The organism is Parapedobacter flavus (assembly GCF_035818675.1).
Lineage (GTDB): Bacteria > Bacteroidota > Bacteroidia > Sphingobacteriales > Sphingobacteriaceae > Parapedobacter > Parapedobacter flavus.
Genome location: NZ_JAYKZZ010000017.1, coordinates 153,854 through 178,131, shown reverse-complemented (window position 1 = coordinate 178,131; position 24,278 = coordinate 153,854). Strand labels below are relative to the sequence as shown.

25 protein-coding genes and 1 tRNA gene are annotated in these 24,278 nt (G+C 50.6%); 21 read left to right on the top strand and 5 right to left on the bottom strand.

The genetic code is table 11. The features are described from left to right. Window positions 1–34 precede the first annotated feature (34 nt). Window positions 35–1,042: a nucleoside hydrolase gene (locus U9S71_RS15185; protein ID WP_326328420.1), complete on the top strand. Its 1,008-nt coding sequence runs from the start codon at window positions 35–37 to the stop codon at window positions 1,040–1,042. Between the two features lie 9 nt (window positions 1,043–1,051). On the opposite strand, the gene U9S71_RS15180 is transcribed toward U9S71_RS15185, so the two are convergent. Then, window positions 1,052–1,906: an MBL fold metallo-hydrolase gene (locus U9S71_RS15180; protein ID WP_326328419.1), complete on the bottom strand. Its 855-nt coding sequence runs from the start codon at window positions 1,904–1,906 to the stop codon at window positions 1,052–1,054. A 286-nt stretch (window positions 1,907–2,192) separates the two neighbouring features. On the opposite strand from U9S71_RS15180, the gene pckA reads away from it, so the two are divergent. The 9 genes from pckA to U9S71_RS15135 all read left to right on the top strand — a co-directional run bounded on the left by pckA (window position 2,193) and on the right by U9S71_RS15135 (window position 10,821). Then, entirely contained in the window at window positions 2,193–3,809 is a 1,617-nt protein-coding gene (gene pckA / locus U9S71_RS15175; RefSeq protein ID WP_326328417.1) for a phosphoenolpyruvate carboxykinase (ATP), read from the top strand. A gap of 174 nt (window positions 3,810–3,983) precedes the next feature. Then, window positions 3,984–5,108 carry a phosphotransferase enzyme family protein gene (locus U9S71_RS15170; RefSeq protein WP_326328416.1) on the top strand — a complete coding sequence of 375 codons (1,125 nt, stop codon included), beginning with the start codon at window positions 3,984–3,986 and terminating at the stop codon, window positions 5,106–5,108. A gap of 29 nt (window positions 5,109–5,137) precedes the next feature. Then, window positions 5,138–5,782: a carbohydrate-binding family 9-like protein gene (locus U9S71_RS15165; RefSeq protein ID WP_326328415.1), complete on the top strand. Its 645-nt coding sequence runs from the start codon at window positions 5,138–5,140 to the stop codon at window positions 5,780–5,782. A 108-nt stretch (window positions 5,783–5,890) separates the two neighbouring features. Then, entirely contained in the window at window positions 5,891–6,139 is a 249-nt protein-coding gene (locus tag U9S71_RS15160) for a type B 50S ribosomal protein L31 (protein ID WP_326328414.1), read from the top strand. A gap of 78 nt (window positions 6,140–6,217) precedes the next feature. Further along, the gene (locus U9S71_RS15155) at window positions 6,218–7,408 is read left to right on the top strand and encodes a putative sugar nucleotidyl transferase (RefSeq protein WP_326328413.1); all 1,191 of its coding nucleotides are present in this window, start codon (window positions 6,218–6,220) and stop codon (window positions 7,406–7,408) included. A 43-nt stretch (window positions 7,409–7,451) separates the two neighbouring features. After that, the gene (gene tpiA, locus U9S71_RS15150) at window positions 7,452–8,219 is read left to right on the top strand and encodes a triose-phosphate isomerase (protein ID WP_326328461.1); all 768 of its coding nucleotides are present in this window, start codon (window positions 7,452–7,454) and stop codon (window positions 8,217–8,219) included. A gap of 12 nt (window positions 8,220–8,231) precedes the next feature. Then, on the top strand, window positions 8,232–9,074 hold the full coding sequence (gene prmA / locus U9S71_RS15145) for a 50S ribosomal protein L11 methyltransferase (protein ID WP_326328412.1): 843 nt from the start codon (window positions 8,232–8,234) through the stop codon (window positions 9,072–9,074). Between the two features lie 2 nt (window positions 9,075–9,076). Further along, entirely contained in the window at window positions 9,077–10,438 is a 1,362-nt protein-coding gene (locus tag U9S71_RS15140; protein WP_326328411.1) for a UDP-N-acetylmuramate--L-alanine ligase, read from the top strand. A gap of 44 nt (window positions 10,439–10,482) precedes the next feature. After that, window positions 10,483–10,821 (top strand): helix-turn-helix domain-containing protein, encoded by a 339-nt coding sequence (locus tag U9S71_RS15135; RefSeq protein ID WP_326328410.1) that lies wholly within the window; start codon window positions 10,483–10,485, stop codon window positions 10,819–10,821. Between the two features lie 137 nt (window positions 10,822–10,958). Here U9S71_RS15135 and U9S71_RS15130 read toward each other — a convergent pair whose 3' ends face one another. The 4 genes from U9S71_RS15130 to U9S71_RS15115 all read right to left on the bottom strand — a co-directional run bounded on the left by U9S71_RS15130 (window position 10,959) and on the right by U9S71_RS15115 (window position 14,140). Further along, complete coding sequence (locus U9S71_RS15130) at window positions 10,959–11,138, bottom strand: hypothetical protein (protein WP_326328408.1); 180 nt, start codon at window positions 11,136–11,138, stop codon at window positions 10,959–10,961. Between the two features lie 102 nt (window positions 11,139–11,240). Beyond that, the gene (gene scpB / locus U9S71_RS15125; protein ID WP_326328406.1) at window positions 11,241–11,816 is read right to left on the bottom strand and encodes an SMC-Scp complex subunit ScpB; all 576 of its coding nucleotides are present in this window, start codon (window positions 11,814–11,816) and stop codon (window positions 11,241–11,243) included. Further along, on the bottom strand, window positions 11,817–12,941 hold the full coding sequence (gene mqnC, locus U9S71_RS15120; protein ID WP_326328404.1) for a cyclic dehypoxanthinyl futalosine synthase: 1,125 nt from the start codon (window positions 12,939–12,941) through the stop codon (window positions 11,817–11,819). Between the two features lie 35 nt (window positions 12,942–12,976). Continuing rightward, window positions 12,977–14,140, bottom strand: coding sequence for a PQQ-dependent sugar dehydrogenase (locus U9S71_RS15115; RefSeq protein ID WP_326328402.1), 1,164 nt, complete (start codon window positions 14,138–14,140; stop codon window positions 12,977–12,979). 146 nt (window positions 14,141–14,286) lie between these two features. Between U9S71_RS15115 and U9S71_RS15110 the strand changes: the two genes are divergently transcribed. From U9S71_RS15110 to U9S71_RS15060, 11 genes are all read left to right on the top strand, one after another. Beyond that, window positions 14,287–14,496, top strand: a complete 210-nt coding sequence (locus U9S71_RS15110; protein ID WP_326328400.1) for a DUF2683 family protein — start codon at window positions 14,287–14,289, stop codon at window positions 14,494–14,496. 40 nt (window positions 14,497–14,536) lie between these two features. Continuing rightward, the gene (locus tag U9S71_RS15105; protein WP_326328398.1) at window positions 14,537–14,830 is read left to right on the top strand and encodes a type II toxin-antitoxin system RelE/ParE family toxin; all 294 of its coding nucleotides are present in this window, start codon (window positions 14,537–14,539) and stop codon (window positions 14,828–14,830) included. Between the two features lie 201 nt (window positions 14,831–15,031). Continuing rightward, window positions 15,032–16,126, top strand: coding sequence for a Gfo/Idh/MocA family protein (locus U9S71_RS15100; protein WP_326328397.1), 1,095 nt, complete (start codon window positions 15,032–15,034; stop codon window positions 16,124–16,126). A 40-nt stretch (window positions 16,127–16,166) separates the two neighbouring features. Then, the gene (locus U9S71_RS15095) at window positions 16,167–17,471 is read left to right on the top strand and encodes an MFS transporter (RefSeq protein ID WP_326328396.1); all 1,305 of its coding nucleotides are present in this window, start codon (window positions 16,167–16,169) and stop codon (window positions 17,469–17,471) included. Then, window positions 17,468–18,196: a (Fe-S)-binding protein gene (locus U9S71_RS15090; RefSeq protein WP_326328395.1), complete on the top strand. Its 729-nt coding sequence runs from the start codon at window positions 17,468–17,470 to the stop codon at window positions 18,194–18,196. The genes U9S71_RS15095 and U9S71_RS15090 overlap by 4 nt, the downstream gene beginning before the upstream one ends. 26 nt (window positions 18,197–18,222) lie before the next feature. Next, window positions 18,223–19,125, top strand: coding sequence for a sugar phosphate isomerase/epimerase family protein (locus tag U9S71_RS15085; protein ID WP_326328394.1), 903 nt, complete (start codon window positions 18,223–18,225; stop codon window positions 19,123–19,125). A 103-nt stretch (window positions 19,126–19,228) separates the two neighbouring features. Further along, window positions 19,229–19,313: transfer RNA gene (locus U9S71_RS15080), tRNA-Leu, on the top strand. Window positions 19,314–19,557: 244 nt separating this feature from the next. Beyond that, window positions 19,558–20,076, top strand: a complete 519-nt coding sequence (locus U9S71_RS15075) for a GNAT family N-acetyltransferase (protein ID WP_326328393.1) — start codon at window positions 19,558–19,560, stop codon at window positions 20,074–20,076. A gap of 116 nt (window positions 20,077–20,192) precedes the next feature. Then, window positions 20,193–21,131, top strand: coding sequence for a hydrogen peroxide-inducible genes activator (locus U9S71_RS15070; RefSeq protein WP_326328391.1), 939 nt, complete (start codon window positions 20,193–20,195; stop codon window positions 21,129–21,131). A gap of 37 nt (window positions 21,132–21,168) precedes the next feature. Continuing rightward, a complete protein-coding gene (locus tag U9S71_RS15065; protein WP_326328390.1) occupies window positions 21,169–23,499 on the top strand; it encodes a TonB-dependent receptor in 2,331 nt (776 codons plus the stop codon). Beyond that, entirely contained in the window at window positions 23,500–24,276 is a 777-nt protein-coding gene (locus tag U9S71_RS15060) for a DUF4249 domain-containing protein (protein ID WP_326328388.1), read from the top strand. Window positions 24,277–24,278: the final 2 nt, after the last annotated feature.

Here is a 24,278-nt window from a genome sequence, read left to right as displayed (position 1 = left end):
CGTATATTAATCAAATTATTATATTATTGTCTTTATGAAAGCTCCTACATTTTTCCTTCTAAGTGCCATTCTTTGCGGTGCCGCATGTTCCACACCACCGAATGACCAGGTAGCATCTACTACTGGAGAAGCGCCCAAGATCATCTTCGATACCGATATGGGCCCCGATTACGACGACGTCGGCGCCATTGCGCTGCTCCACGCGCTGGCCGATAGCGGCGAATGTGAAATCCTGGCTACCGTTGCCAGCGATGCACATCCATCTATTGCCCCGACAATTGAGGTGTTCAATAAGTATTTCGGTCGCCCTGACCTACCCGTAGGCAAGGCCCCCCAAAGTGCGCCCGATTTTACGGCCGAGAACGGGTGGAACGATACGCTGGTCAACACCTATGCTCCCGAGCTCGCCGACAAAACGTACCCCGATGCCGTAAGTGTATATCGGGAGGTGCTCGCGAACCAGCCCGACCATAGCGTAACCATCGTTACCGTAGGGTTCCTTTCAAACCTTAGTGGACTTTTAGATTCTCAGCCCGATCAATATTCCGAGTTGAACGGCATGGATTTGGTGAAAGCCAAGGTGAAGCAGCTTGTTGCCATGGCCGGTGCATTTCCAGATGGGATAGAATTCAACGTGTACAAAGATGCGCCAGCTTCCATCAACACCTTTCAGAATTGGCCCACGCCCATATTATTCAGCGGCTTTGAAATCGGATCGAAGATCCTTACGGGCGGCCAGGTGGCTGCACGTAGTGATGACGGACCGGTAACCAAAGCGTATCAAATCAACCTGGAAACCTATGCCAACGAACCGGTGGCCAACCGCCAATCGTGGGATCAGACCGCCGTATTGATAGCGGTTCGTAAACCCACAGATTATTTCTATGTAAACGGGCCGGGAAAGTTTATGGTGGATGAAAAAGGGAACAACGCATGGGACCCGACGACCGACGCGGGCCACCGTTTCATCGTGCACAAATACCCTTACCAGCATACGGCGGATGCCGTTGAAGAGCTGATGTTGCACACGCCCGTTAAGTAAGCTGGTGGCTTATTTACGCCCATCCAGCCAATCCTGCAGCGAAAAGGTCTCCTTCAGCCGGTACCCTTTGTCCGTCAGCTGGATGGTGCAGCACTCGTTAACGGGGTCGTGCTCTAAAAAGAGTGCGTAATCATTGTCTATGGATTCCTGCCAATAGTTTTTGCGCTCTTCCATGGTAATGAGCGGCTGCACGTCGTAGCTCATCACATAGGGGAGGGGGATGTGGCTGGCGGAAGGTAGGAGGTCGGCCATGTATAGCAACGTCCTTCCGTTATAGTTGATCTGCGGGAGCATCATGGCATCGGTGTGTCCATATGCGAAGCGGACCGTGATGTTGTCGGAAAACCGAACCCCGTCTTCCACGTCGATGTATCGCAGCTGCCCACTCTCGTAAAGCGGTATGATGTTTTCCTGCAGGAAAGAAGCTTTTTCGCGATGGTTGGGGAAAAGCGCACTATCCCAGTGCTGTTTATTGCTCCAATAGGTGGCGTTCTTGAATGCCGGCACCAGGCGGTTCGCCTCGTGCGTAATGGCGCCCCCCACGTGGTCGAAATGGAGGTGTGTAAGAAACACGTCGGTAATGTCGTCCCGGTGGAACCCGTGCTTGGCCAGCGAGCTATCCAGGGTGTCTTCGCCGTGGCGGTAATAATGGCTGAAAAACTTCTCACTTTGTTTATTGCCCAAGCCGGTGTCAACCAGGGTAAGCCGCTCGCCTTCCTTGATCAGTAGGAGGCGCGCCGCCCAGGTGCACATGTTCCGGTCGTCGGCAGGGTTGGTGCGTTGCCAGATTGATTTGGGTACAACGCCGAACATGGCGCCACCGTCGAGCTTAAATAATCCAGTGTCAATGGGATACAGTTCCATAGTCGTCTATTGCCGTTGTTGGTCAATGGATAAAGGTAAAGAATACCTGCAAAACTATGTCACTAAAGCGCAAAAAAGCTTGCTCAATCTTGTAAAACGTTTCCGCATAATAAACCAATATTATTTTATATAAGTAAGCTAAAACGATAAACAGTATTGATATACAGTATGTTGACTTAGTGTATAATTTACAAAAAGCTGATTTTCAGGTAATTTTACTTTATAATATGATTATTTAATTTCTACATTTGTCGCGTTGAATCAATACACATATAGAATTATTGCCATGAATGCTTCAAAAAAAGCTATTCCAGAGCTGGATTACCTTTTTATCGGGAACAGTGAAAAGGTACACTATCAACAAAGCGTGGCGGAGCTGGTTGAGCATGCCGTTCTCACCGGGGAAGGAAGCCTGTCGGCGTCGGGCGCATTAGCTGCAGACACCGGCCGCTTTACCGGCCGGACACCTTACGATCGCTTCATTGTGGCCGACCCATTGACGGAAGATGCCGTGTGGTGGAGCGACATCAACCAGCCGATATCAACCGAATCGTTTGCCCACCTGTTTCAGGAAGTCGGAACCTATTTAAGCGATAAGGAGATTTTCGTGCGCGACGCTATTGCGGGTGCCGACCCGTCGTACAGTATAGGGATCCGGACCGTGACCGAAACGGCCTACCAAAGCGTGTTCGTCAATAATCTCTTTATCCGGCCAACATCGCCCGATCCGGCGTCACGGCCGGAATGGTCTATCCTTGCGGCTCCCGGTTACACCTGTGCTGATCCCGAACGTTATGGGCTGCACCATCCCAATTTCGTGATCATCAATTTTACGCAGCAAGTTGTGTTGATTGCCGGAACGGGCTACACGGGGGAAATTAAAAAGGGCATCTTCTCCGTCATGAATTTTATACTGCCGCTGCAAAAGCAGGTGCTTTCCATGCACTGTGCGGCAAACACGGATACCCGGGGGCACACCGCCCTGTTTTTCGGATTGTCGGGGACAGGCAAAACAACGCTGTCGGCCGACAAAAGCCGAATGTTGGTGGGCGACGATGAACACGGCTGGAGCGACCATGGTATTTTTAATTTTGAAGGCGGATGTTATGCCAAATGTGTCGGATTGGATGAAAGCAAGGAGCCAGAGATCTTTAATGCTGTGCGTTTCGGTGCGCTGGTAGAGAATATCCGTTATGTTCCAGGTACGCGCTTGCCGGATTATGAAGACGTGTCTAAAACGGAAAATACCCGTGTGGCCTATCCGATAGACCATATCATGGGCAGCGTGACGCTCGGCCAAACATCGGCGCCCAAAGATATTTTCTTCCTTACCGCCGATGCTTTCGGGGTACTCCCGCCCGTGTCGTTGCTGTCTACCACGCAGGCCATGTACCACTTCATGTCGGGCTATACGGCTAAAGTGGCGGGAACCGAGGAGGGAGTGAAGGAACCCAAGGCAGTCTTTTCGGCCTGCTTCGGCGAAGCCTTCCTGCCCTTGCACCCGGCGCAATATGCTGAGCTGCTGCGAGAGCGCTTGTCGGGCAGTGCCATCAATGTATGGTTGGTCAATACCGGGTGGATAGCCGGTCCATACGGTGTAGGTCGCCGGATTAAACTGGCTTATACGCGATCCATTATCAAAGCCGCTTTGACGGGCGTGCTGAAGGAAGCCACGTTCCACACCCATCCGGTGTTTGGGCTCCGGTATCCAACGAGCTGCCCCGATGTGCCCGACGCGGTACTTGACCCCGTGCAATTGTGGGCAGATGAGAATGCCTATTATGCAAAAGCCAACCAGCTGGCCGGGCGCTTCATCGATAATTTCAAGCGGTATGGAACGGAGGTGAGCAAGGATGTGTTGGATGCTTCACCGATAATAATGGAATCTACTTCTTTGGTTTGATCGTTTAATAAATCACACGTAGGCCCCTCGGAATGAAAATTTCGGGGGCTTTTTTATGCCCGGTAAATAAATGGTAAATAGCGCAAACGATTGTTTGGTGAAATGATATGGTTATTCGTAGGCTAATTTGCATATTGCACCTCAGTTAAGTAGAAGATACTGGTTTTCCTTTTTATGAACGATTTTAATCCAGCGCAATTAGCCTTATTGGCCAGTGAATTTGATATGGAAGGTAAGGTGGTAAATGTCTCCGCATTTGGGTCGGGGCACATCAACGATACCTTCCGGGTGGCAACCGACAAACCGGGGGGGAAGCAATACCTGCTGCAGCGGGTGAACCATCATGTTTTCAAAGACGTTGCAGCGGTGATGGATAATATCCAGCGGGTAACCGGTCATTTGAGGGCGCGTTACGCGTTGGAAGCCAAGGGAAGCCACCGCCTTGACAGCCGTGTGCTGACGCTGATACCGACTACGGATAACGAACCGTATTATCGGGACGAGCAACATAATTTCTGGCGGATGTTTATCTTGTTGGATGGAACGCGAAGCTATGATATCGTGGAGAACCCGCAGCAGGCGCTGGAAGGTGGCCGGGCGTTCGGGCAATTTCAGCGGATGCTGGTCGATCTGGATGTGGGGCTCATCCACGAAGTACTGCCCGATTTCCACCATATCGGCAATCGACTGGCCCAGCTTGGTCGCGCGGTGGCCGCAGACACCGCAGGCCGTGTTGAACGGGTGCAGCCGGAACTGTCTTTTATCAAAGCACGGGAACAGCGCATGCACACCATTTTGGACTTGGCGGCCCAGGGCCGATTGCCTGTGCGGATTACACACAACGACACCAAATTCAACAACGTGTTGCTGGATGCCAATGACCGCGCGCAATGTGTGATTGACCTGGATACGGTAATGCCGGGGTACGTGGCATACGACTTTGGGGATGCCATACGGACCATCATTAACCGCGCTGCGGAGGATGAGGCCGATCTGGATAATGTGCAGCTGAATATCCCCCTATTTGAGGCCTATGCAGAAGGTTATTTCGAGGAAGCCCATTATTTCCTTACCGCGGCCGAGGTTGCCTCGTTGATGGAAGGGGTACTGTTATTCCCCTATATGCAGGCGGTGCGGTTCCTTACCGACTTTTTGGAAGGCGACCATTATTATAAAGTGCAACATGCCGACCATAATCTGCAACGCACGTGTGCACAGCTTAAGCTGGTAAGCGAACTCGAGGCCCACGAAACGGAGTTGCGGGCTATCGTATCGCGTGTGGCCGAATGGTACCAGTGATAGCGAACAGCCGGATAAAATAAATGCCAATGAAGACGAAGACCATTCCTTTCTTAGGGGGCGTTACCCCCCATACAACAGCCGAGGAGTTGCTGGCCAATATGGCTCCTTTGGGAGCAACCGAGCTAACGGAGGTGCCTTGGAAGGCGTTCCCTTACCGCCCTTCGGTACATTTTAAGATGGCCCACACCGCAGTGGGTATCCTGCTGTTTTTTGAGGTGCAGGAAAAGCATGTCAAAGCAGTTTACCGCGATACGAACGACCCGGTGTATAAAGACAGTTGCGTGGAGTTCTTTTTTTCGTTAGATGGGTCGAATTATTACAACCTGGAGTTCAATTGCATAGGGACCGGACTGATCGGTTATGGTTCGGCGCAGAGAAATGAGCGGAAGCGTTTGCCACGGGAAACGATTGAACAGGTGAAAACAACTAGCAGCATAGCCACGGAATCGTTGGAAAACGGAGATACGGAATGGCGGCTGCTGCTTCATATCCCGCTGGCCGTATTTGAAGCCCATACCATCAGGTCGCTGGCGGGCATGCGTTGCACCGGCAATTTCTATAAGTGCGGGGATGACCTGCCCGAACCGCATTACGTGGCATGGAATCCCATCGATAACCCTACTCCCAATTTCCACCTGCCCCAGTATTTCGGTGAATTGGTGTTCCAATAAGCTTGGCGCGGCAAAATAGCTGAGGATTAAGCGAAGTATTGTTGGAAATTAAATTCTAATAACTTATCTTTGCGACCTCATTTAGGAATAAAGTAACACGAAGATAAAATGAAGAAAGACTTGCATCCAACGAATTACAGATTGGTGGTTTTCAAGGACATGTCAAATGATTACTCGTTTGTAACGAAATCATGCATTGAGGCCAAAGAAACCACTCAGTGGGAGGATGGAAATGAATATCCATTGGTGAAGCTTGAAATTTCGCACACTTCCCACCCATTCTATACCGGAAAAATGAAATTGGTTGATACCGCAGGCCGTATTGACAAATTCCGTAGCCGTTACAACAAAAAGTAACCGGACAACTGGTAAAAAAATATTAGTCCCGATATTTTATCGGGACTTTTTTATTTTAGCCGTTCTAAATGGAAACCTATGCATATCGTTTTATTTGACAAGGCGGAATGGCGGGTAGGGCTTTATCCATTGGCGCTGACGCGTCCCGTGGCCGATTTGCGAGTGGGCATACTCACCATCGCCGAGAAATGGGCAAAGTGGTTGGGGGCTCCTTATTCATTTCTTACGGAAGACTACCTGCAGGAGAAGTATAGCCTGGGCCACCTGAGTGGTGATATCATGCTTGTGCGGGGTAACTGCTGTCCCGACCGCCACCTGGTCGATGCGGCGCGGGCATTGCGCACGGGCGAAGCATTGTGGTGCGGAGATGAGGTTGTTGCTTTGCGTACGGCTGCAGAAGCGCTGCAATACGGCGAGCTGCCCAATCCGGCCGACTATGCCCCCATACACCATCACCATCCCGTGGTAGTGATCAACCACCCCGAAGATATTTTCTTGAAAAACGGCGAACAGATCGAACTGGATTTCGATTTGCTCACCACAGGGCGGAAGTCGGCAATATTATCCGAAAGCAACCGTTTCATTGGTGATCGATTTTTTGCCGAAGAAGGTGCCCAGGCGGAATGTGCTACGTTTAACAGCACCAGGGGCGCCATCTATTTAGGCAAAAACAGCGAAGTCTGGGAAGGTAGCATGATCAGGGGCGCATTTGCATTGGGCGAAAGCGCACAGGTGAAAATGGGAACCCGGATTTACAGCAACGTATCGGTGGGCCCCCACTCGCGGGTGGGCGGAGAGCTCAACACCTGCGTGATCTGGGGGCGGTCTAATAAGGGACACGATGGCTACCTCGGAAGTTCGGTGCTGGGGGAGGGTTGCAACTGGGGGGCCGACACGAATAATTCGAATTTAAAGAACAATTATAAATCCGTGTGTTTATATGATTATAGCCAAGACGGATACCGGGACACTGGCTTGCAGTTTTGCGGTATGGTGATGGCCGACCACGTACGGTGCGCCATCAATACCGCGTTCAATACCGGTACGGTAGTGGGGGTGGGAGCAAATGTGTATACCACGGGCATGGCTCCACGGTTTGTTCCCGATTTCTCCTGGGGTGGTGGCGCCGGTTTTTCGACCTATCGGTTGGAGAAGTTTATGGAAACAATGGAAGCTGTCTATGAACGGCGTAACCTCCGACTTGATGCGGTGGAAAGACGCCTACTAACAGCTGTATTTGAGCGGACACGGAAATACAGACGGGATTAAGAACGAATGTTAAACACTGTTACACGATAATGATATGAATATGATACGAAAGAAAATTGTTGCCGGAAACTGGAAAATGAACCTCGACTACCAACAGGGCGTCAGTCTTTTTTCTGAAATTGTGAATATGGCTAACGACGAGCTGATCGGCGAGCAAGGCGTAGTGGTCTGCGCACCGTTTATCCACCTCCATGGTCTCGCCCAATTGGCCGGTAGCACATCGCGCGTAGCCATTGGTGGGCAGAACATTTATTTCCAGGAGTCGGGCGCGTATACCGGTGAGATATCGGCGTCGCAGCTGAAGTCTACGGGTGCAACCTATGTGATCTTGGGGCACTCGGAGCGGCGCGCGTATTTCCAGGAAGATGATGTTTTGCTCAGCAAAAAGGTGGATGCGGCATTGAAGCACGGCCTTACGCCCATCTTCTGTATTGGCGAAACACAGGAGGAACGCGAATCCGACCGCTATTTCGATGTGATACGTACCCAATTGGAAAAAGGTATTTTTCATTTGGCAGATGCCGACTTCGATCGCGTTGTCCTTGCCTATGAGCCCGTGTGGGCTATCGGAACCGGGCTTACCGCTACGCCGGAGCAGGCACAGGAAGTGCACGCTTTTATCCGCAATGAGGTGGCCAGCCACTATAACCAAGACGCGGCCAACGGCACCACCATCCTCTATGGCGGGAGCTGCAACCCCAAAAATGCACCCGAACTGTTTGCACAGGACGACATTGATGGCGGGCTCATTGGAGGGGCGTCTTTAAAATCCCGCGATTTCATCGACATCGCCAAAGTATTCAATCGTTGATACCCATCCATAATGAGATACAGTGAAGTCGTTTTTTCCTGCACAGGTGGTGAAGATTGGCATCAGGACATCCTGATAAGCGACCTTGGCGATTTGGGTTTCGATACGTTCGAAACCCGTGATGGTGGGTTTGCGGCATACATCGCATCGGAGCAGCTCGACCGCTCGGCATTGGAGTCGATGCTGATCCATCAGCCTATTGGCTTTGAAGTATCATACGTGGTCAATGAGATTGAGCCGCAGAACTGGAATAACGTTTGGGAGCGCAATTTCGAACCGGTCGTTGTGGCCGACCAATGCTATGTAAGAGCTACTTTCCATCCCGCGGCACCCGAATACCCCTACGAAATCGTTATCGACCCTAAAATGGCATTTGGTACCGGTCATCACCAGACGACCTCGTTGATGATGCGCCAAATGTTGGCGGAAACACTTGCGGGTAAAAAGGTGTTGGATATGGGCTGCGGCACCGGTATCCTCGCCATATTGGCCGCCAAATTGGGGGCGGAGCAGGTGTTAGCCATAGACAACGACCCGGTGTGCGTAGCCAGTGTGGAAGAAAATAAAATCAGGAACGGTGTGCCGCACATCGCGACAGGGTGCGGTTCGTCAGACTTCATACGTGGGCGCCGGTTTGATGTGATTCTGGCGAATATCAACCGCAACATCCTGTTGGAACAGCTTGAAGATTATGCCGGGTCATTGGGGCGGGGCGGTGTGTTGTACATGAGTGGCTTTTATGATGGGCATGACCTGGGTGTGTTGAAAGAAGCTGCGGTGAAGCACCGTTTGGTATATGCCGGCCATGAAACGATGGATAGCTGGGCGGCGGCGTTGTTTATAAAAGAAGAATAGGTATGCGGGTACATTTCATAGCCATTGGTGGTAGCATTATGCACAACCTCGCGATAGCGCTGGCGAAAAAAGGTTTTCTCGTTAGCGGTTCAGACGATCATATCTACGAGCCGTCACGTACCAACCTCGAGAAGGAGGGCCTGTTACCGGAAGACGGTTGGGACCCTGCGCGCATTACGGAAGATATTGACGCCGTGGTGCTGGGGATGCATGCGAAGGAAGATAATCCGGAATTGCAGAAAGCCCAAGAACTGGGTATACGTATCTATTCCTACCCGGAGTTCATCTACGAGCAAGCGGCAGAGAAAACCCGGGTAGTGATAGGGGGTAGTCACGGGAAGACCACGATTACGAGCATGATCATGCATGTACTCCAGTCCATCGGGCGCGACTTTGATTTTCTGGTCGGTGCAAAACTCGACGACTTCGACCACATGGTTCGGCTGACGAAAGATGCGCCGATCATCATCATTGAAGGCGACGAGTACTTGGCCTCTGCTGTTGACCAGCAGCCGAAGTTCCTCCTCTACAAGCCTCATATCGCGCTCATCAGCGGCGTAGCGTGGGACCACGTGAATGCGTTCCCTACGTTTGAAAATTATGTGGATCAGTTCCGGTTGTTCATCAAGAGCATTGAACCCAAAGGCACCTTGGTATATAACAAGGAGGATAAAACGCTGCAGGAAGTGGTGCTGGAGGATCAGTCTAAAATCAACAAGCATGGCTATCGTACGCCCGAATACACCATCAACAAAGGAATCACGTCCATGCATACCCATATCGGTGAGGTGCCCCTGCAGGTTTTCGGGCGGCACAACCTGTCTAATATAGCGGCAGCGTTTACCGTTTGTGAGTGGCTGGGCGTTGAACGCGACGATTTTTATGCAGCCATTAGGCAGTTCAAGGGCGCAACACGCCGGTTGGAGTATGTAGCGAGCGACAACGACAGCGTCGTCTATCAAGATTTTGCGCATACACCGGCCAAGCTGCGGGCCAGTATCCATGCGCTTAAGGAGCAGTTCCCCACCAAAGCATTGGTAGCCATCATTGAACTGCACACCTACAGTAGCCTGAATGAAGCTTACCTGAATGAGTATCGAGATACGATGCAGGAGGCGGAGTACCCGGCGGTATTCATCAATCAGGAGGCGCTGAAGCAGCGGAATGCCGAATCGATTTCTGAAGCGACGTTGAAACAAGCGTTCAACCAGCCCGACCTTGTTTATCTGAACGGTATCGACCGGATGAAGGCATACCTGGATGATCTATCGCCCGCCGGGAAAAACCTGCTGTTTATGAGCTCGGGGAATTACGGTGGCATCAATCTTGTTAATTTTGCTGATAAATTTTTATATAAATCATAAATTTAGTTATATTAGACTCCAATCTTCTTTATATCATCTTACCAATGAATACATTAGGAAAAAAAATCAGACTTTTGCGACACCAGAGAGGGTGGAGCCAGGAAGATGTCGCCAAACGGCTGGATATATCCATCCCCGCATTTTCGAAAATAGAGACCGGCATTACCGACGTTAATCTGTCTCGTTTGGATCAGATATCCCGTCTTTTCGATCTGACCATCGTTCAGTTGCTGGCAGCAACAGACTCGGAGGAGGAAAAGAAGCATACGGCAGAATTGTCGGCGCTGAAGCAGAAGCTGGAGGAACGCGACGCAGCGGTTATCGAGCTGCAGAAGAAGGTCATCGACCTGTACGAGCAGCTGCACAAAAAGACGTTGGCATAAGGGCATAAAAAGCCCATCCATCTCGCGGCGCAAAACCGGTCGGTATGAATCGGGCTTGATTATACGGTTGTTCGTTCTAGCTATCCAGCTGGTTACGTTGTTGGGTAAGGGGTTTCTTCAAATATGAGGGTGTTTAGCTAGTAATCATCGTCATCGAAGTCGTCGTCAAACTCTTCCAACGAGTCCAATTCGTCCAATTCGAAATCATCGTCCTCATCATCGAAAAGATCCTCGGAATCCCCGTCGTCATCAGGGCCCGTGTCCAGCGCGACCAGCATGTCGTCTTCCAATATCGCTAAATCCGTGTCATGCATCATTGGCGTTTCCATAATCATGTAAATAGATACTGTATTATTTATAGGATAAAAATAGCAAGATTTTAATTCAAAGCATATTATTTGAAAAAATAAATCGACGGGTTAATCGCCTGTTTCACCGATGGCATTTTCTTCCTGTACGATGTCTTTCAGTTTTGGTAAGTCGGCTGTTGTCGCTATCCCGAAATGGTCCATAAACAGATCGCTCGTGGCGTATAATAGAGGTTTACCCAGCGCATCAGCCTTACCCGCAATCCTAATCAATTCCTTTTCGAGCAAACGGTGCACGGAATAATCGCAATTGACGCCACGGATCTGTTCGATTTCTAACTTGGTGATGGGCTGTCGGTAGGCAATGATGGCCAGGGTTTCAAGCGCTGCCGGGCTGAGCTTCTTTTTTGAACGATGTGCCTGGAGCTGGTTGATGGTGTCGTAATACGCCGGTTTGGTGAGAAACTGATAGCCGTTGTTGATACACCGCAATTCAAGGACCCGGTCATCCTGTAGATAGCGTTCTTTAACGGTATGGAGTATTTCGATGACGGTTTCTTCGTCGATTTCCGTTTCGTATCGTGCAGCGAGCACCTGCTGGATTTCGGGGATGCCGATACCCATTTCAGAAGCATAGATGAGTGCTTCCACTTGCCGAGTCAGCTGTTCGCGATGTTCCACGTCCATTTAATAGTCGATGACCTGCTCTTCTATGGTTTCGGGTATTTCCCTGAATTCATACTTCTGCGTGCGGAGCTGCGGCTCAAAACCGGCGGTACGGATGGCATCCTGTATCGATTTGGATGTGAACCGATGCGGCGCCCCTGCGGCGGAGACCACATTCTCCTCGATCATGATCGACCCGAAGTCGTTAGCCCCGGCATGCAGACATAACTGCGCGACGCTTTTACCCACGGTGAGCCACGAAGCCTGTATGTTTTTGATGTTCGGCAACATAATGCGGCTTAGCGCAATCATGCGGATGTATTCGTCGCCAGACACGTCGTTGGTGATGCCCCGCAGGCGTTTGAGCAACGTGCCATCGTCTTGGAACGGCCAGGGGATGAAAGCGATGAAGCCATGGGCGCCATCCGGCCGTTCGGCCTGTACTTCCCGTATCCATGCGAGGTGTTCGAACCGTTCTTCGATGGTTTCGATGTGGCCAAACATCATGGTTGCCGATGTGGGCAGGTTCACCTGATGTGCGGCACGCATCACGTCGAGCCATTCCTTTCCACCACATTTCCCTTTCGAGATAAGCCGTCGTACGCGGTCGTTCAATATTTCCGCTCCTGCACCCGGCAGGGAATCCAAGCCGGCTTCTTTGAGTGTGCGGAGCACCTCGATGTGGGGCAAGCCTTCCAGTTTGGCAACGTGCGCGATTTCAGGGGGGCCAAGCGCGTGCAGCTTCAGCTGTGGGTATAGCATTTTCAGCTCCCGGAACAGATCGGCATAGAACGCCAGGCCCAGCTCGGGGTGATGCCCGCCCTGCAGCAGCAACTGGTCGCCACCATAGCGGAAGGTTTCCTCGATTTTGCGCTTGTAGGTGTCGATATCGGTGATATAGCTGTCCTCGTGGCCAGGCCTGCGGAAAAAATTGCAGAATTTGCAGTTAGCAATGCACACGTTGGTGGTATTCACATTCCGGTCGATCTGCCAGGTGACCTTACCGTGGGGCACTTGTATCTTCCGAAGGGTATTGGCCACATATGATAAGTCGGCGATGGGGGCGTGGTGGTATAAGTACACGCCTTCGTCGATCGAGAGAAACTCAAAATTCAGGGCCCGGCTAAGCAATTTGTCGACGTTCATGATAGCAAAGATACGCAGTTTTTGATAATCGTTGTCTATTCCGCAGGAATCAGTTTGAGCAGCATGCCCGGGCCTTCGGTAAGTATGTAGATATAGCCGTCGGCGCTTTGCGCGATGTGCCGTACGCGACCGATGCCTTGGAGCAGTTTTTCCTCATGGACGTAATGACCGTTGCTAAGCTCCACGCGCGCAACATGCGTTAGTGCCAGCGCACCAGCAAACAGGTTGCCCTGCCACGCCGGGAATTTATCGCCGGTATAAAACAGCAACCCGCAGGTAGCGATGGATGGCGTCCAATAGTGGATGGGTTGCTCCATGCCTTCTTTTTCCGTGAGGTCCGAGATGATGGCGCCACTATAATCGATGCCGTAGGTGATGATCGGCCAGCCGTAGTTTTTGCCGCGCTCGATGAGGTTGAGCTCGTCGCCTCCCCGCGGCCCGTGCTCGGTGGCGTAGATGATGTTGTTTGTGCTGTCGTACGCCATTCCCTGTACATTTCGGTGCCCGTAAGACCAAATGCTCGACCGAGCGTCGGGGGTATCTGTAAACGGATTGTCGGCGGGTATGCGGCCGTCATCGTGTAGTCGGTGGATTTTGCCTAGGTCGTTTGTCAAATCCTGTGCATTTTCTTTAACGCCGCGCTCGCCGGTGCTGAAATACAAGAACCCGGCGTTGTCGAAAACAATGCGACTGCCGAAATGTACGCCGGCAGTAGATAGCGGCGTGGTTTGGTATAGCGTTTCCAGGTCGGCGATTTCGTTACCTGCTAAGCGGAATCGAACCAAGGTGGTGCTGCCGCCTCCCGGCCCGGGCTTAGCGTAGGTGGCATAGATCCACCCGTTTGTGGCGTAGTTGGGGTGGGGTTGGATGTCGAGCAACCCACCCTGGCCGCGTTCGTAAGCCTCCGGCAACCCGGCTAGTTGCTCGCCGGTAAACCGATCGTTTTCGAACACGAGAATTTCGCCCTTCCGCTCGGTTACCAACAGCTTGCCATCCGGTAGCCACGCCATGCCCCACGGGTTATCGAGCTCGGCGTATAGCGTATCGATGTAAAATGTACTTTTCTCTGTCGGTATCGGTTGCCCTTTTTGGCCAGCGGCATTATTGTCCACGCCACCGCCGCTGTTGCCTGTACAGCGTAAACATAAGGTGCCTAAAGCAAACGTGCTTAGTAACAGTAGGGTTTTAATGCGTTTCATGCTTTATTTTCGAGCATCAAAGGTACGGAAAGTCTGTGGCAATTGTAAGTTCTCGTTGGCAGTGCAGCCAGTTGCCAAAACGAGAAATTAGATTGATTGGAGAATAAGATTTTAATTTCCGTACATTTGTCATAAAGCAAACGAATATGGAAGCGATTATGATCCATCCGGAAAATGCCGAACAACTCAAGACCGTTAAAACGGTTTTGAAGGCATTGAAGGTTCCTTTCGAACCGCAGTCTAATACATTGCCAGATCATGTGATGGTCAGTATCGATAGGGGAATCGGACAAGCGGCCCAAGGCAAGACCATTGGATTGGATGCATTCAAGGACAAACATTTTTTGAAACGATAAGTTTAATAAGCTAGCTCGAACCTAAAACGAAACTAACCTCATGCCGTACAAACTCCGCTTTACTCCTGAATCGGAAGATACGTACGATGCCCTGTCATCACAATTAATGGAGCGTTGGGGCGAGCGCTTTGTATTGAAGTTTGAACGACGTGTCTCCAAAGCGTTGGATACGTTGAGCAAGACTCCCCTCCTTTATCCGGTGGCTATTGAGGAGACCCAAGTCAGGAAATGCATCGTACATAAAAACTGTTCCATTCTTTATAAAGTTGATGGTCGAGTTGTAACGGTGATCTGTTTTTGGGATAACCGCCAAGAACCACTATTTGATGTCTAATGTATAAAATCGGTGCGTAACATAACATGTCATTCGAGTAGGACGACATGTGATATAGCTTCATCACGAAAGCATACGCTGTGGAAGTTGTGTAGTGCGGTAGCCAACGCCCGCTACACGCAGCGGCACAAACCGGCAGCCTATATAGTAGGTTTGCCGGTTTGTTATAATCATTACCTTTGTCATTGCTAGATGAGAAAAATGATGAAATATATCCTCTTAGGTATTGTATTTAGCCTATTCACCCAGGCGTCTATCGCGCAGGCTCCCTTGCGACTGGCGATAGCGGGATTAAGCCATGGACATGTCGACTGGATTTTCAATAGAAAAGACAAGCATGATGTCCAATTGGTCGGCATCTATGAAACCAACCCCGAATTGATAGCACGTTATGTGCAGCGGTACGAACTTGACGAAGCGATGTTCTTTACCGATTTGGACGCGATGCTGGATACGCTCAAGCCCGATGCGGTATCCGCTTTTGGTGCCATCAGCGAACATGTGGACGTGGTGCGGGCCTGCGCGCCGCGGAAAATCCATGTGATGGTTGAAAAGCCGTTGGCCACCACACTCGCCGATGCAAAGGAAATGGCGCAATTGGCCGACCAACACGAGATCCACGTACTGACGAATTTCGAGACCTCCTGGTATGAAAGTAACCAAGCGATTAAATCGATGCTCGACGATGGCCGGTTAGGTGCCATACGGAAAGTGATGGTCAATGATGGACATCAAGGACCCAAAGAAATCGGTGTGAGCAAGGAGTTTTTGGAAATATTAACTGACCCCGAAAAGAACGGGGCAGGGGCCCTGGTCGATTTCGGGTGTTATGGCGCCAACTTGATGACCTGGTTGATGGATGGCGTCCGGCCGCTTTCGGTAACCGCTGTTATCCATCAAAACAAACCCGATATCTACCAGGAAGTGGATGACGAGGCGACCATTATTCTCCAGTATCCCAGAGCACAGGCGGTTATCCAAGCCTCGTGGAATTGGCCGTTTTCGCGGAAGGATATGGAAGTTTACGGAACCCAGGGTTATGCGATTGCCACTGATGCGACAACCCTCCGCTACCGTCTGCAGCGTGACAACGCTGCGGAGGAAACACGCAAATTGAGACCGAGGGAGGCACCATTCAACGATCCGTTCTCGGTATTGGCGGCGGTGGTGAACGGTTCGCTGGTGTTGGATCATTCCGATCTATACGGGCTGCCCATCAACATCGTTACGGTAGAAATCCTCGAGGCGGCAATGAAATCCGCAGCGCAGCAGAAAACAATCTACTTACCCAACTAGAAGTTTTTTTATTTTCTATCTTAGCCTGCTCAAACTTAGAATGGCAATACTTAAAAACGATAAACCCACCATACGGGCGTGGGCCATGTTTGATTGGGCCAACTCGGCTTATAACCTGGTTATCACCTCGACCATATTCCCGGCTTATTATACCGCCATTACCTTTACCGAAGCCAACGGCGATCGTGTCACTTTTTTCGGTATAGAGGTGGTCAACACCGCATTATCCAGCTTCGCGCTGTCTGTCGCTTACCTTATTATGGCTTTGATGCTTCCCATATTGTCGTCGGTAGCCGATTTCAAAGGCAACAAAAAAGCATTTATGATGGCGTTTACGTACCTAGGGGGCATAGCCTGCATGGGGTTGTTTTTCTTTAAGCTGGAAACGCTGGAGTGGGGAATCATTTGTTTCACCCTGGCGGCCATGGGCTATGTGGGCGGGGTGCTGTTCAACAACTCGTACCTGCCGCAGATAGCTACCGTAGACCAACAGGACCGGGTAAGCGCGCAGGGTTTTGCCTACGGCTATATCGGTTGTGTAACCATCCAGATTATTTGCTTTGTATTTATACTCAAACCCGAGTGGTTCGGCATCACCGACCCCAGTTTTCCGCCGCGGTTGTCGTTTCTGTTGGTCGGCCTGTGGTGGATCGGGTTCGCACAGATACCCTTCGCGAAGCTGCCGAAAGACACGCGGAATAATGAACGCGTAACGCGGCATGTGCTGCGCAAAGGGTTTGCCGAACTTCGCGATGTGTGGATGCGGCTGCGGGAGATTCCGGAGATTAAACGGTTCCTGCCCGCCTTTTTCTTTTATGCCATGGGTGTGCAGACCGTGATGATTGTGGCGGCGGCATTTGGTGAAAAGGTGCTGCATCTGGGGGCTCCCAAGCTGATTGGCACCATCTTGCTGATCCAATTGGTGGCGATAGCGGGTGCGTACCTCATGTCGCTGCTGGCACGCTTTGTCGGAAACATAAGGGTACTGATGCTGGTGGTCTGTGTGTGGATCGGGATATGCGTCTCGGCGTATTATATCCAACACGAGGTGCAGTTTTATGTGTTGGCAGCGCTCGTTGGATTGGTGATGGGAGGGATACAGTCACTCTCGCGTTCCACTTATTCCAAACTTCTGCCTACCGACGAGGCCGATACGGCCTCCTTTTTCAGTTTTTACGATGTTACGGAGAAGGTTGCTATCGTCATCGGATTGTTTTCGTTTGCCCTCATCGAGCAGATGACCAATAATATCCGGTACTCGGCATTGAGTTTGGGCCTGTTTTTTGTAATGGGACTGGTGCTATTGTTTAGGATGTTGATATTGAAAAAAGCCACCACCGCATGACCGTTGAATTATTCATCCCCTGTTTTATCGATCAACTGTTTCCCGAAACGGCCTTCCATACCGTAAAGGTATTGGAGAAAGCGGGGTGCAAGGTGGCATACAACCCCGAACAGACGTGCTGTGGGCAGCCGGCTTACAATGCGGGCTTTTGGGACGAAGCCAAAAAAGTCGGCACCAAATTTCTGCATGATTTCCCTGACGACCGCGTAATCGTGTCGCCCTCGGCATCGTGCACGGGCATGGTGAAGAACGCATACAACGACTTGTTTACAAATACAATGGTGCATAACCGGTGCCGGTCTATCCAAGGAAACATCCACGAGCTATCCGATTTTCTTGTGAACGTATTGAAAAAGGATTACTTTGGCGCTGAATTAGAGGGGCGTGCGGTATACCACGACTCCTGTTCGGGGCTTCGTGAGTGCCGCATCAAAGATGAACCGCGGCAGCTGCTGGGTAATGTAGGAGGGTTGGAGCTGGTGGAAATGCGGCATACCGATACGTGCTGTGGCTTCGGCGGTACATTTGCCGTTAAGTTCGATGCAATCTCGAGCGCCATGGCCGAGCAGAAAGTGCACCACGCGTTGGAGATGGAAGCCGATTTTATCATTTCCACCGATTCCTCCTGTCTGCTCCACTTGCAAGGGTATATCGACAAGCACAATTTACCTGTCAAGACCTTGCATCTGGTGGATGTCTTGGCCAGCGGGTGGGCGAATATATAAATGCATGTATTACTAACGTTAACGATATGACTGATAGAAGATTATTTTTGAAACAACTTGGGGTAGGAGCGTTGGGCCTATCCGTATTGCCCATATTGGGCGAATCGTGTGCTAGCGCTACAAACAAGAAATTATTCTTTGATATTTCTTTGGCGGAGTGGTCGCTGCACAAAACGTTGTTCGATGGAAAGCTGGATAACCTTGATTTCCCAAAAACCGCCGCAGAGACATTCGGGATATATGCCGTTGAGTATGTAAACCAATTTTTCAAGGATAAAGCCAAAGACCAGGCGTATTTGACCGATTTGAATCAGCGGGCCAAGGATTATGGCGTGACTAATGTACTCATCATGATCGATGGTGAGGGGCCATTGGGGTCGACCAACGAGACGGAACGCACCCAAGCGGTGGAAAACCATTACAAATGGGTAGAAGCGGCGAAGTTTTTGGGATGCCATGCCATTCGCGTGAATGCCGCTGGCGAGGGCACTCCCGATGAAGTAAAGGCAGCTGCCATCGACGGTTTGGGTCGGTTGAGCGAGTTTGCTTCTCAACACGATATCAATGTCATTGTGGAGAACCACGGTGGCATATCATCTCACGGCGACTGGCTGAGTGCGGTGCTGCAAGGCGTAGGCAAAGACAATTGCGGCAGCTTGCCCGATTTTGGGAATTTCTATGAGTACGATCGCTATCAGGGCGTGGAAGACCTGATGCCCTTTGCCAAGGGCGTAAGCGCGAAATCGAATGTATTTGATGCCGAAGGCAATGAAACGAATATCGATTACCGGAAAATGCTGCAAATTGTCAAAGATGCGGGTTACACCGGGCACGTAGGTATTGAGTATGAAGGTAGCGAGTTAAGCGAGGAAGAAGGTATTAAAGCGACCAAACGGCTACTAGAGCGCGTGGGGGCTGAGCTGAGTTAAGTAGGATGTAGCGAATTTAGGGGGACCGTAAGTTTAGCATATTTATATTGCATATAAATGCGAATTTATCTAAGTTTGCGGTCTCTTTAAAAAAACCGTCGTTGCCTGGATGGTGGAACTGGTAGACACGCAGGACTTAAAATCCTGTTCCCGTTAAAGGAGTGCGGGTTCGATTCCCGCTCCAGGTACTGACCCGCTTTACGATACCGTAGGGCGGGTTTTTTGCTGTAAAGCTGTAAATAAGCCGTAATAGCGTATCCTATCCTAGGGAAAGAGCAGAAATTATGTACAGAAAAACGTTAATTGATGAGCGGCGGATAACCCCAAAATACGAATAGGTACACAGTACTCCCGAAAAACAGCTACGTTAAATGTTTAACTTAGCAGTTGTAAAATGAAAAGGGAAAGAAGGAAATTCAGTGTAAGCGGTCCATGAGAATATACGCAGAAACAGAACGGTTAATTTTGAGGGAGATTTGTCCATCGGATATCGATGGAATGTACGACCTCGACTCGGACCCTGATGTACACCAATACCTGGGGAATAAACCTGTACAGGATAAAAGCCAGGTTTCTGACGTGATTGATTATATCAGGAAGCAATATGTCGATAATGGTATTGGGCGATGGGCAATGATAGACAAAAAAACAAACGCTTTCTTAGGCTGGGCGGGTCTTAAGTACATAACCGAAGAGACAAATGGACATCACAATTTCTATGATCTCGGTTATCGATTAATAAAGCGATATTGGGGAAACGGTTTTGCGACAGAAGCGGCTATTGCTTCGCTCAATTACGGCTTTAATACACTGGGTATAAAAGAGATTTTTGGCATGGCCGATGTTGAAAACAAAGGGTCGAATAGGGTGCTGACCAAGGTTGGGTTTACATTCATTGAAACGTTCGAACTTGATAATATGATGCTTAATTGGTATAAAATTGATAGATAGTTTATGCCATTAAGCCCCAACCAGCAACGTGGGGTTGATCGTTTTGCGGCACACTGCAAAAGATGACCTGGGTTGGTCCCATGCTTTTCTTACCTTTGCGTCAACTTTGTAAGGACATGACGTTAGTACAACTGGAATATATTGTGGCGGTGGATACGTACCGGAGTTTTGTGGCAGCGGCAGAGAAATGCTGCGTAACCCAGCCGACCCTGAGTATGCAGATACAGAAGCTGGAGGAATCTATCGGTGCCCGTATCTTTAATAGGAGCCGGCAGCCGATTGTACCTACTGAATTGGGCGTGGAAATTGTCAAACAGGCCCGGATCGTGCTCAACGAGAGCCGCAAGATCAACGAGCTTGTACAATTGAAAAAAGGTGAACTGGAAGGTGAGCTGCGTATTGGCGTCATCCCCACCATTGCACCCTACCTGCTGCCGCGGGTGTTGGGCGGCTTCATGCAGAAGTTTCCGAAATTGCAGTTGCAGATATGGGAACACACCACCGACAAGATTGTCGAACAATTGAAGCTGGGCCTGCTCGACTGCGGGGTGCTTTCTACGCCGGTGTACGACCCGTCGGTGGTGGAACGCCCATTGTTTTACGAACCATTCGTCGCTTACCTATCAGCGAAAAGTGTGCTTGTGAATAAACGGGAAGTAACCGCAGAAGATGTATTGAGCGACAAGCTTTGGCTACTCACTGAGGGGCATTGCATGCGCGGGCAGGTGCTCAACATCTGCCAGCGGAAGCGCAGTATGGACCCGCAGGGTACCTTTGAATATAATACCGGAAGTGTAGAGACCCTCAAACGGATGGTAGACAGCAATTCGGGTGTTACCATTTTGCCCGAATTGAGTGTGGCGGATTTCGATGAGGACCATCTGGCCCGTGTACGGTATTTCAAAGCGCCCGAACCCGTGCGGGAAATCAGTCTGGTAACCACCCGGAATTTCCTGAAGGAGGTGGCTATCGATGCGCTCGAAAAGGAAATTGTGGCTTCCGTTCCAGAAAAATTCAAATCCAAGAAGCAGAAGTACGTCATGGAAATTGATTGACGCACCGTTGGAAACTTAACGTAATTCCATGCCCTTTATGCTATTATGTAGATCTCTTTTCTTGTTTTTTATCGTGCTCCTCGCGCTGGATACACCTGTTTTTTCGCAGACCACATACACCATTAGTGGCCATATCCGCGATGCGCAATCGGGCGAAACCCTTATAGGCGCCAGTATTCGGCTTCGTACGGATGCCGCCGTAGGTGCCCGTGCCAATAATTATGGGTTTTATTCGCTCACCTTGGATCAGGGAAACCATACCCTGGTGGTCTCGCACGTAGGCTACCAGTCGCAAGAACTGGCCTTCGAATTGACGGCAGATACGGTGGTAGACATAGAGTTGAGCAGTGGCAGGCTGCTGCAAGAGGTGGTTATCAGCCAATCGGCCGCGGATGACCAGGTGCGTAGCCCCCAGATGGGACTCACCCGGGTAGACGTAAATGAAATTAAGCATGTGCCCGTGCTGATGGGAGAGAAAGATGTGCTTAAAACCATTCAGCTGCTCCCGGGAGTACTGTCGGGAGGCGAGGGGAGTAGCAATTTCTTCGTGCGGGGTGGTGCTGGCGACCAGAACCTGATCTTGCTGGATGAAGCCATGGTCTACAACGCCTCGCACCTCTTCGGGTTCTTTTCTACCTTCAATTCGGACGCAATCAAAGATGTGAAACTGTACAAAGGCGGTATGCCCGCCCAATACGGAGGCCGCCTATCATCGGTGCTCGATATCACCATGCAGGATGGAAATAAAAAGTCGTTCGGCGCTGAAGGCGGTGTGGGCCTTATCGCATCACGGCTGAAAGTGGAGGGCCCCATTGTGAAAGACCGCGGCTCTTTCGTGGTAAGCGGGAGAAGGACATATGCAGACGTGTTTCTTAAGCTATCTAACGATGAGGCGGTGAAAAACAGCCAATTATATTTTTACGATCTCAACGCAAAGGGAAATTATCGGCTTGATGAACGGAATACGCTCTACCTTTCGGGGTATTTCGGAAGGGATGTGATGGGGTACGCTGGCCTCTTCGGGTTCGATTGGGGCAATGCTACAGGTACCTTGCGGTGGAACCACATCTTGAATAACCGCTGGTTTTCGAACACCACGGCGGTTTACAGCAATTTCAATTACAATGTCAACATTGAAAGCGACGATTTTAACTTCGTCATCGCTTCACGCATACAGAACTATAATCTTAAACAGGATTTCCAGTTTTTTGCCACGAATAGAAGCACCTGGCGTTTTGGATTCAATGTGCTTCACCAAGGTATATCGCCTGCAAACATCGATGCGGACGAGGAAACAGCCGTAAATAGTTTGCAATTGGAAAACCGCAAGGGACTGGAGTTGGCGGGCTATCTTTCACACGAGTGGAAGCCCGTGCAACGGCTGAACGTGATTTATGGGCTCAGGCTAACGAATTTCATGCTGTTGGGGCCCGGTACGTTTTACGACTACGATGGGGATGGCGATGCGATAAGCAGCCAGGTATATGGGAGCGGCGTTGTAGCGCAGCACTACCTCAATCTGGAACCCCGTTTATCGCTGAGCTACGAGCTGGCCGCGAACAATAGCTTGAAGCTATCGTACAACCGCAATGTGCAGCACCTGCACCAGCTAACCAATGCCACAGCGAGCCTGCCTACGGATACGTGGGTAATGAGCAGCAACAACATCAAGCCCCAGTTGGCAGACCAGGCGGCGTTGGGTTATTACCAGAATTTCGGCGGCGGTAGGTATGCGTTTTCCGTCGAATCTTACTATAAATACATGCAAAACCAGATCGATTACCGCAATGCCGCCGACTTGCAGGCGAATGAACATATCGAAGGGGAACTGTTGTATGGAGTAGGGCGTGCCTACGGCGTGGAGCTGTACCTGAAAAAGCAGAAAGGCAAATTGAACGGATGGTTGAGTTATGCTTTGGCAAAAAGTGAGCGCCAGTTTGACGGTATCAATAGCGGAACGTGGTTTGACGCGCGGCAAGACCGCACCCACGATGTGTCTGCGGTGGCGATGTACCAGCTGTCTCCCCGGTGGAACCTTTCTGCAACACTTGTCTATAGCACAGGCAATGCGGTGACCTTCCCCAGCGGGAAGTACACCGTGGATGGGCGGACCCTGTGGTACTATACCGAGCGCAATGGTTATCGTATGCCCGATTACCACCGGCTCGACCTTGGCGCCACTTGGGAGTCGAGGGCAACCAGGCGATTTCAGTCAAGCTGGACATTCGGCGTATACAATGTTTACAACCGTAAGAATGCGTATATCATCGACTTCAGGGAGAGCGAAATCAATCCTAACGTGACCGAAGCGTACCGGATAGCGCTGTTCGGTATCATTCCGTCGATTACGTGGAATTTTAAATTTTAGATGATGAACAGATTGTGTGTAATATGGCTGTTAGTCAGTATTTTTTCACTCTCATGTGAAGATGTAATCGATGTGAACTTGAACGATGCGGACCCGCAGTTAGTTGTTGTGGGCACGGTAAGCAACCGATCGCATGAACAGCAGGTCACCATCAGCCGCACGGTAGCCTTTGATGTTGCGCAATCGTACGACCCCGTGTCGAGTGCGGAGGTTACCGTGGTCGATGGCGATGGACGTGTGTTTCGGTATCGGGAAGCCTCGCCCGGTGTGTATGTGAGTAGTTTCAGGGGCCACGAGGGGGAGCGGTATGAGCTGTCGGTACGGGTGGAAGGGCAGGCGTTTACCGCGACATCGACCATGCCGCAGTTGGTCACTGCCGACTCCATTGGCACCGGGGTGAGAACGTTATTCGGCGAGGAGCAGAAATTCATTAGCCTGCGGTATGCTGATCCGATTGGCGTGCCGAATTATTACCGTTACCTCTGGCGCGTTAACGGCGGGCCTTTGGAGATGTTGCGGGTATCGGACGATAAGTTTAACGATGGCAAATATGTGAGTGAAGACCTGATGGATTTCGATACAGACCTTGTTAGCGGCGATTCAGTGACCGTTTGGATGCAGAGTATTGATATAGGTGCCTATGATTTCTGGAATGCCGTTGAATCTACTAATCCTGGCACGGCAGCTCCGGCAAATCCGCCGTCGCCCTTTGGCGATGGTGCCCTGGGGTACTTTAGTGCATACGCAGAATCGGAAATGTCTACGAAAGTTCAATAGGT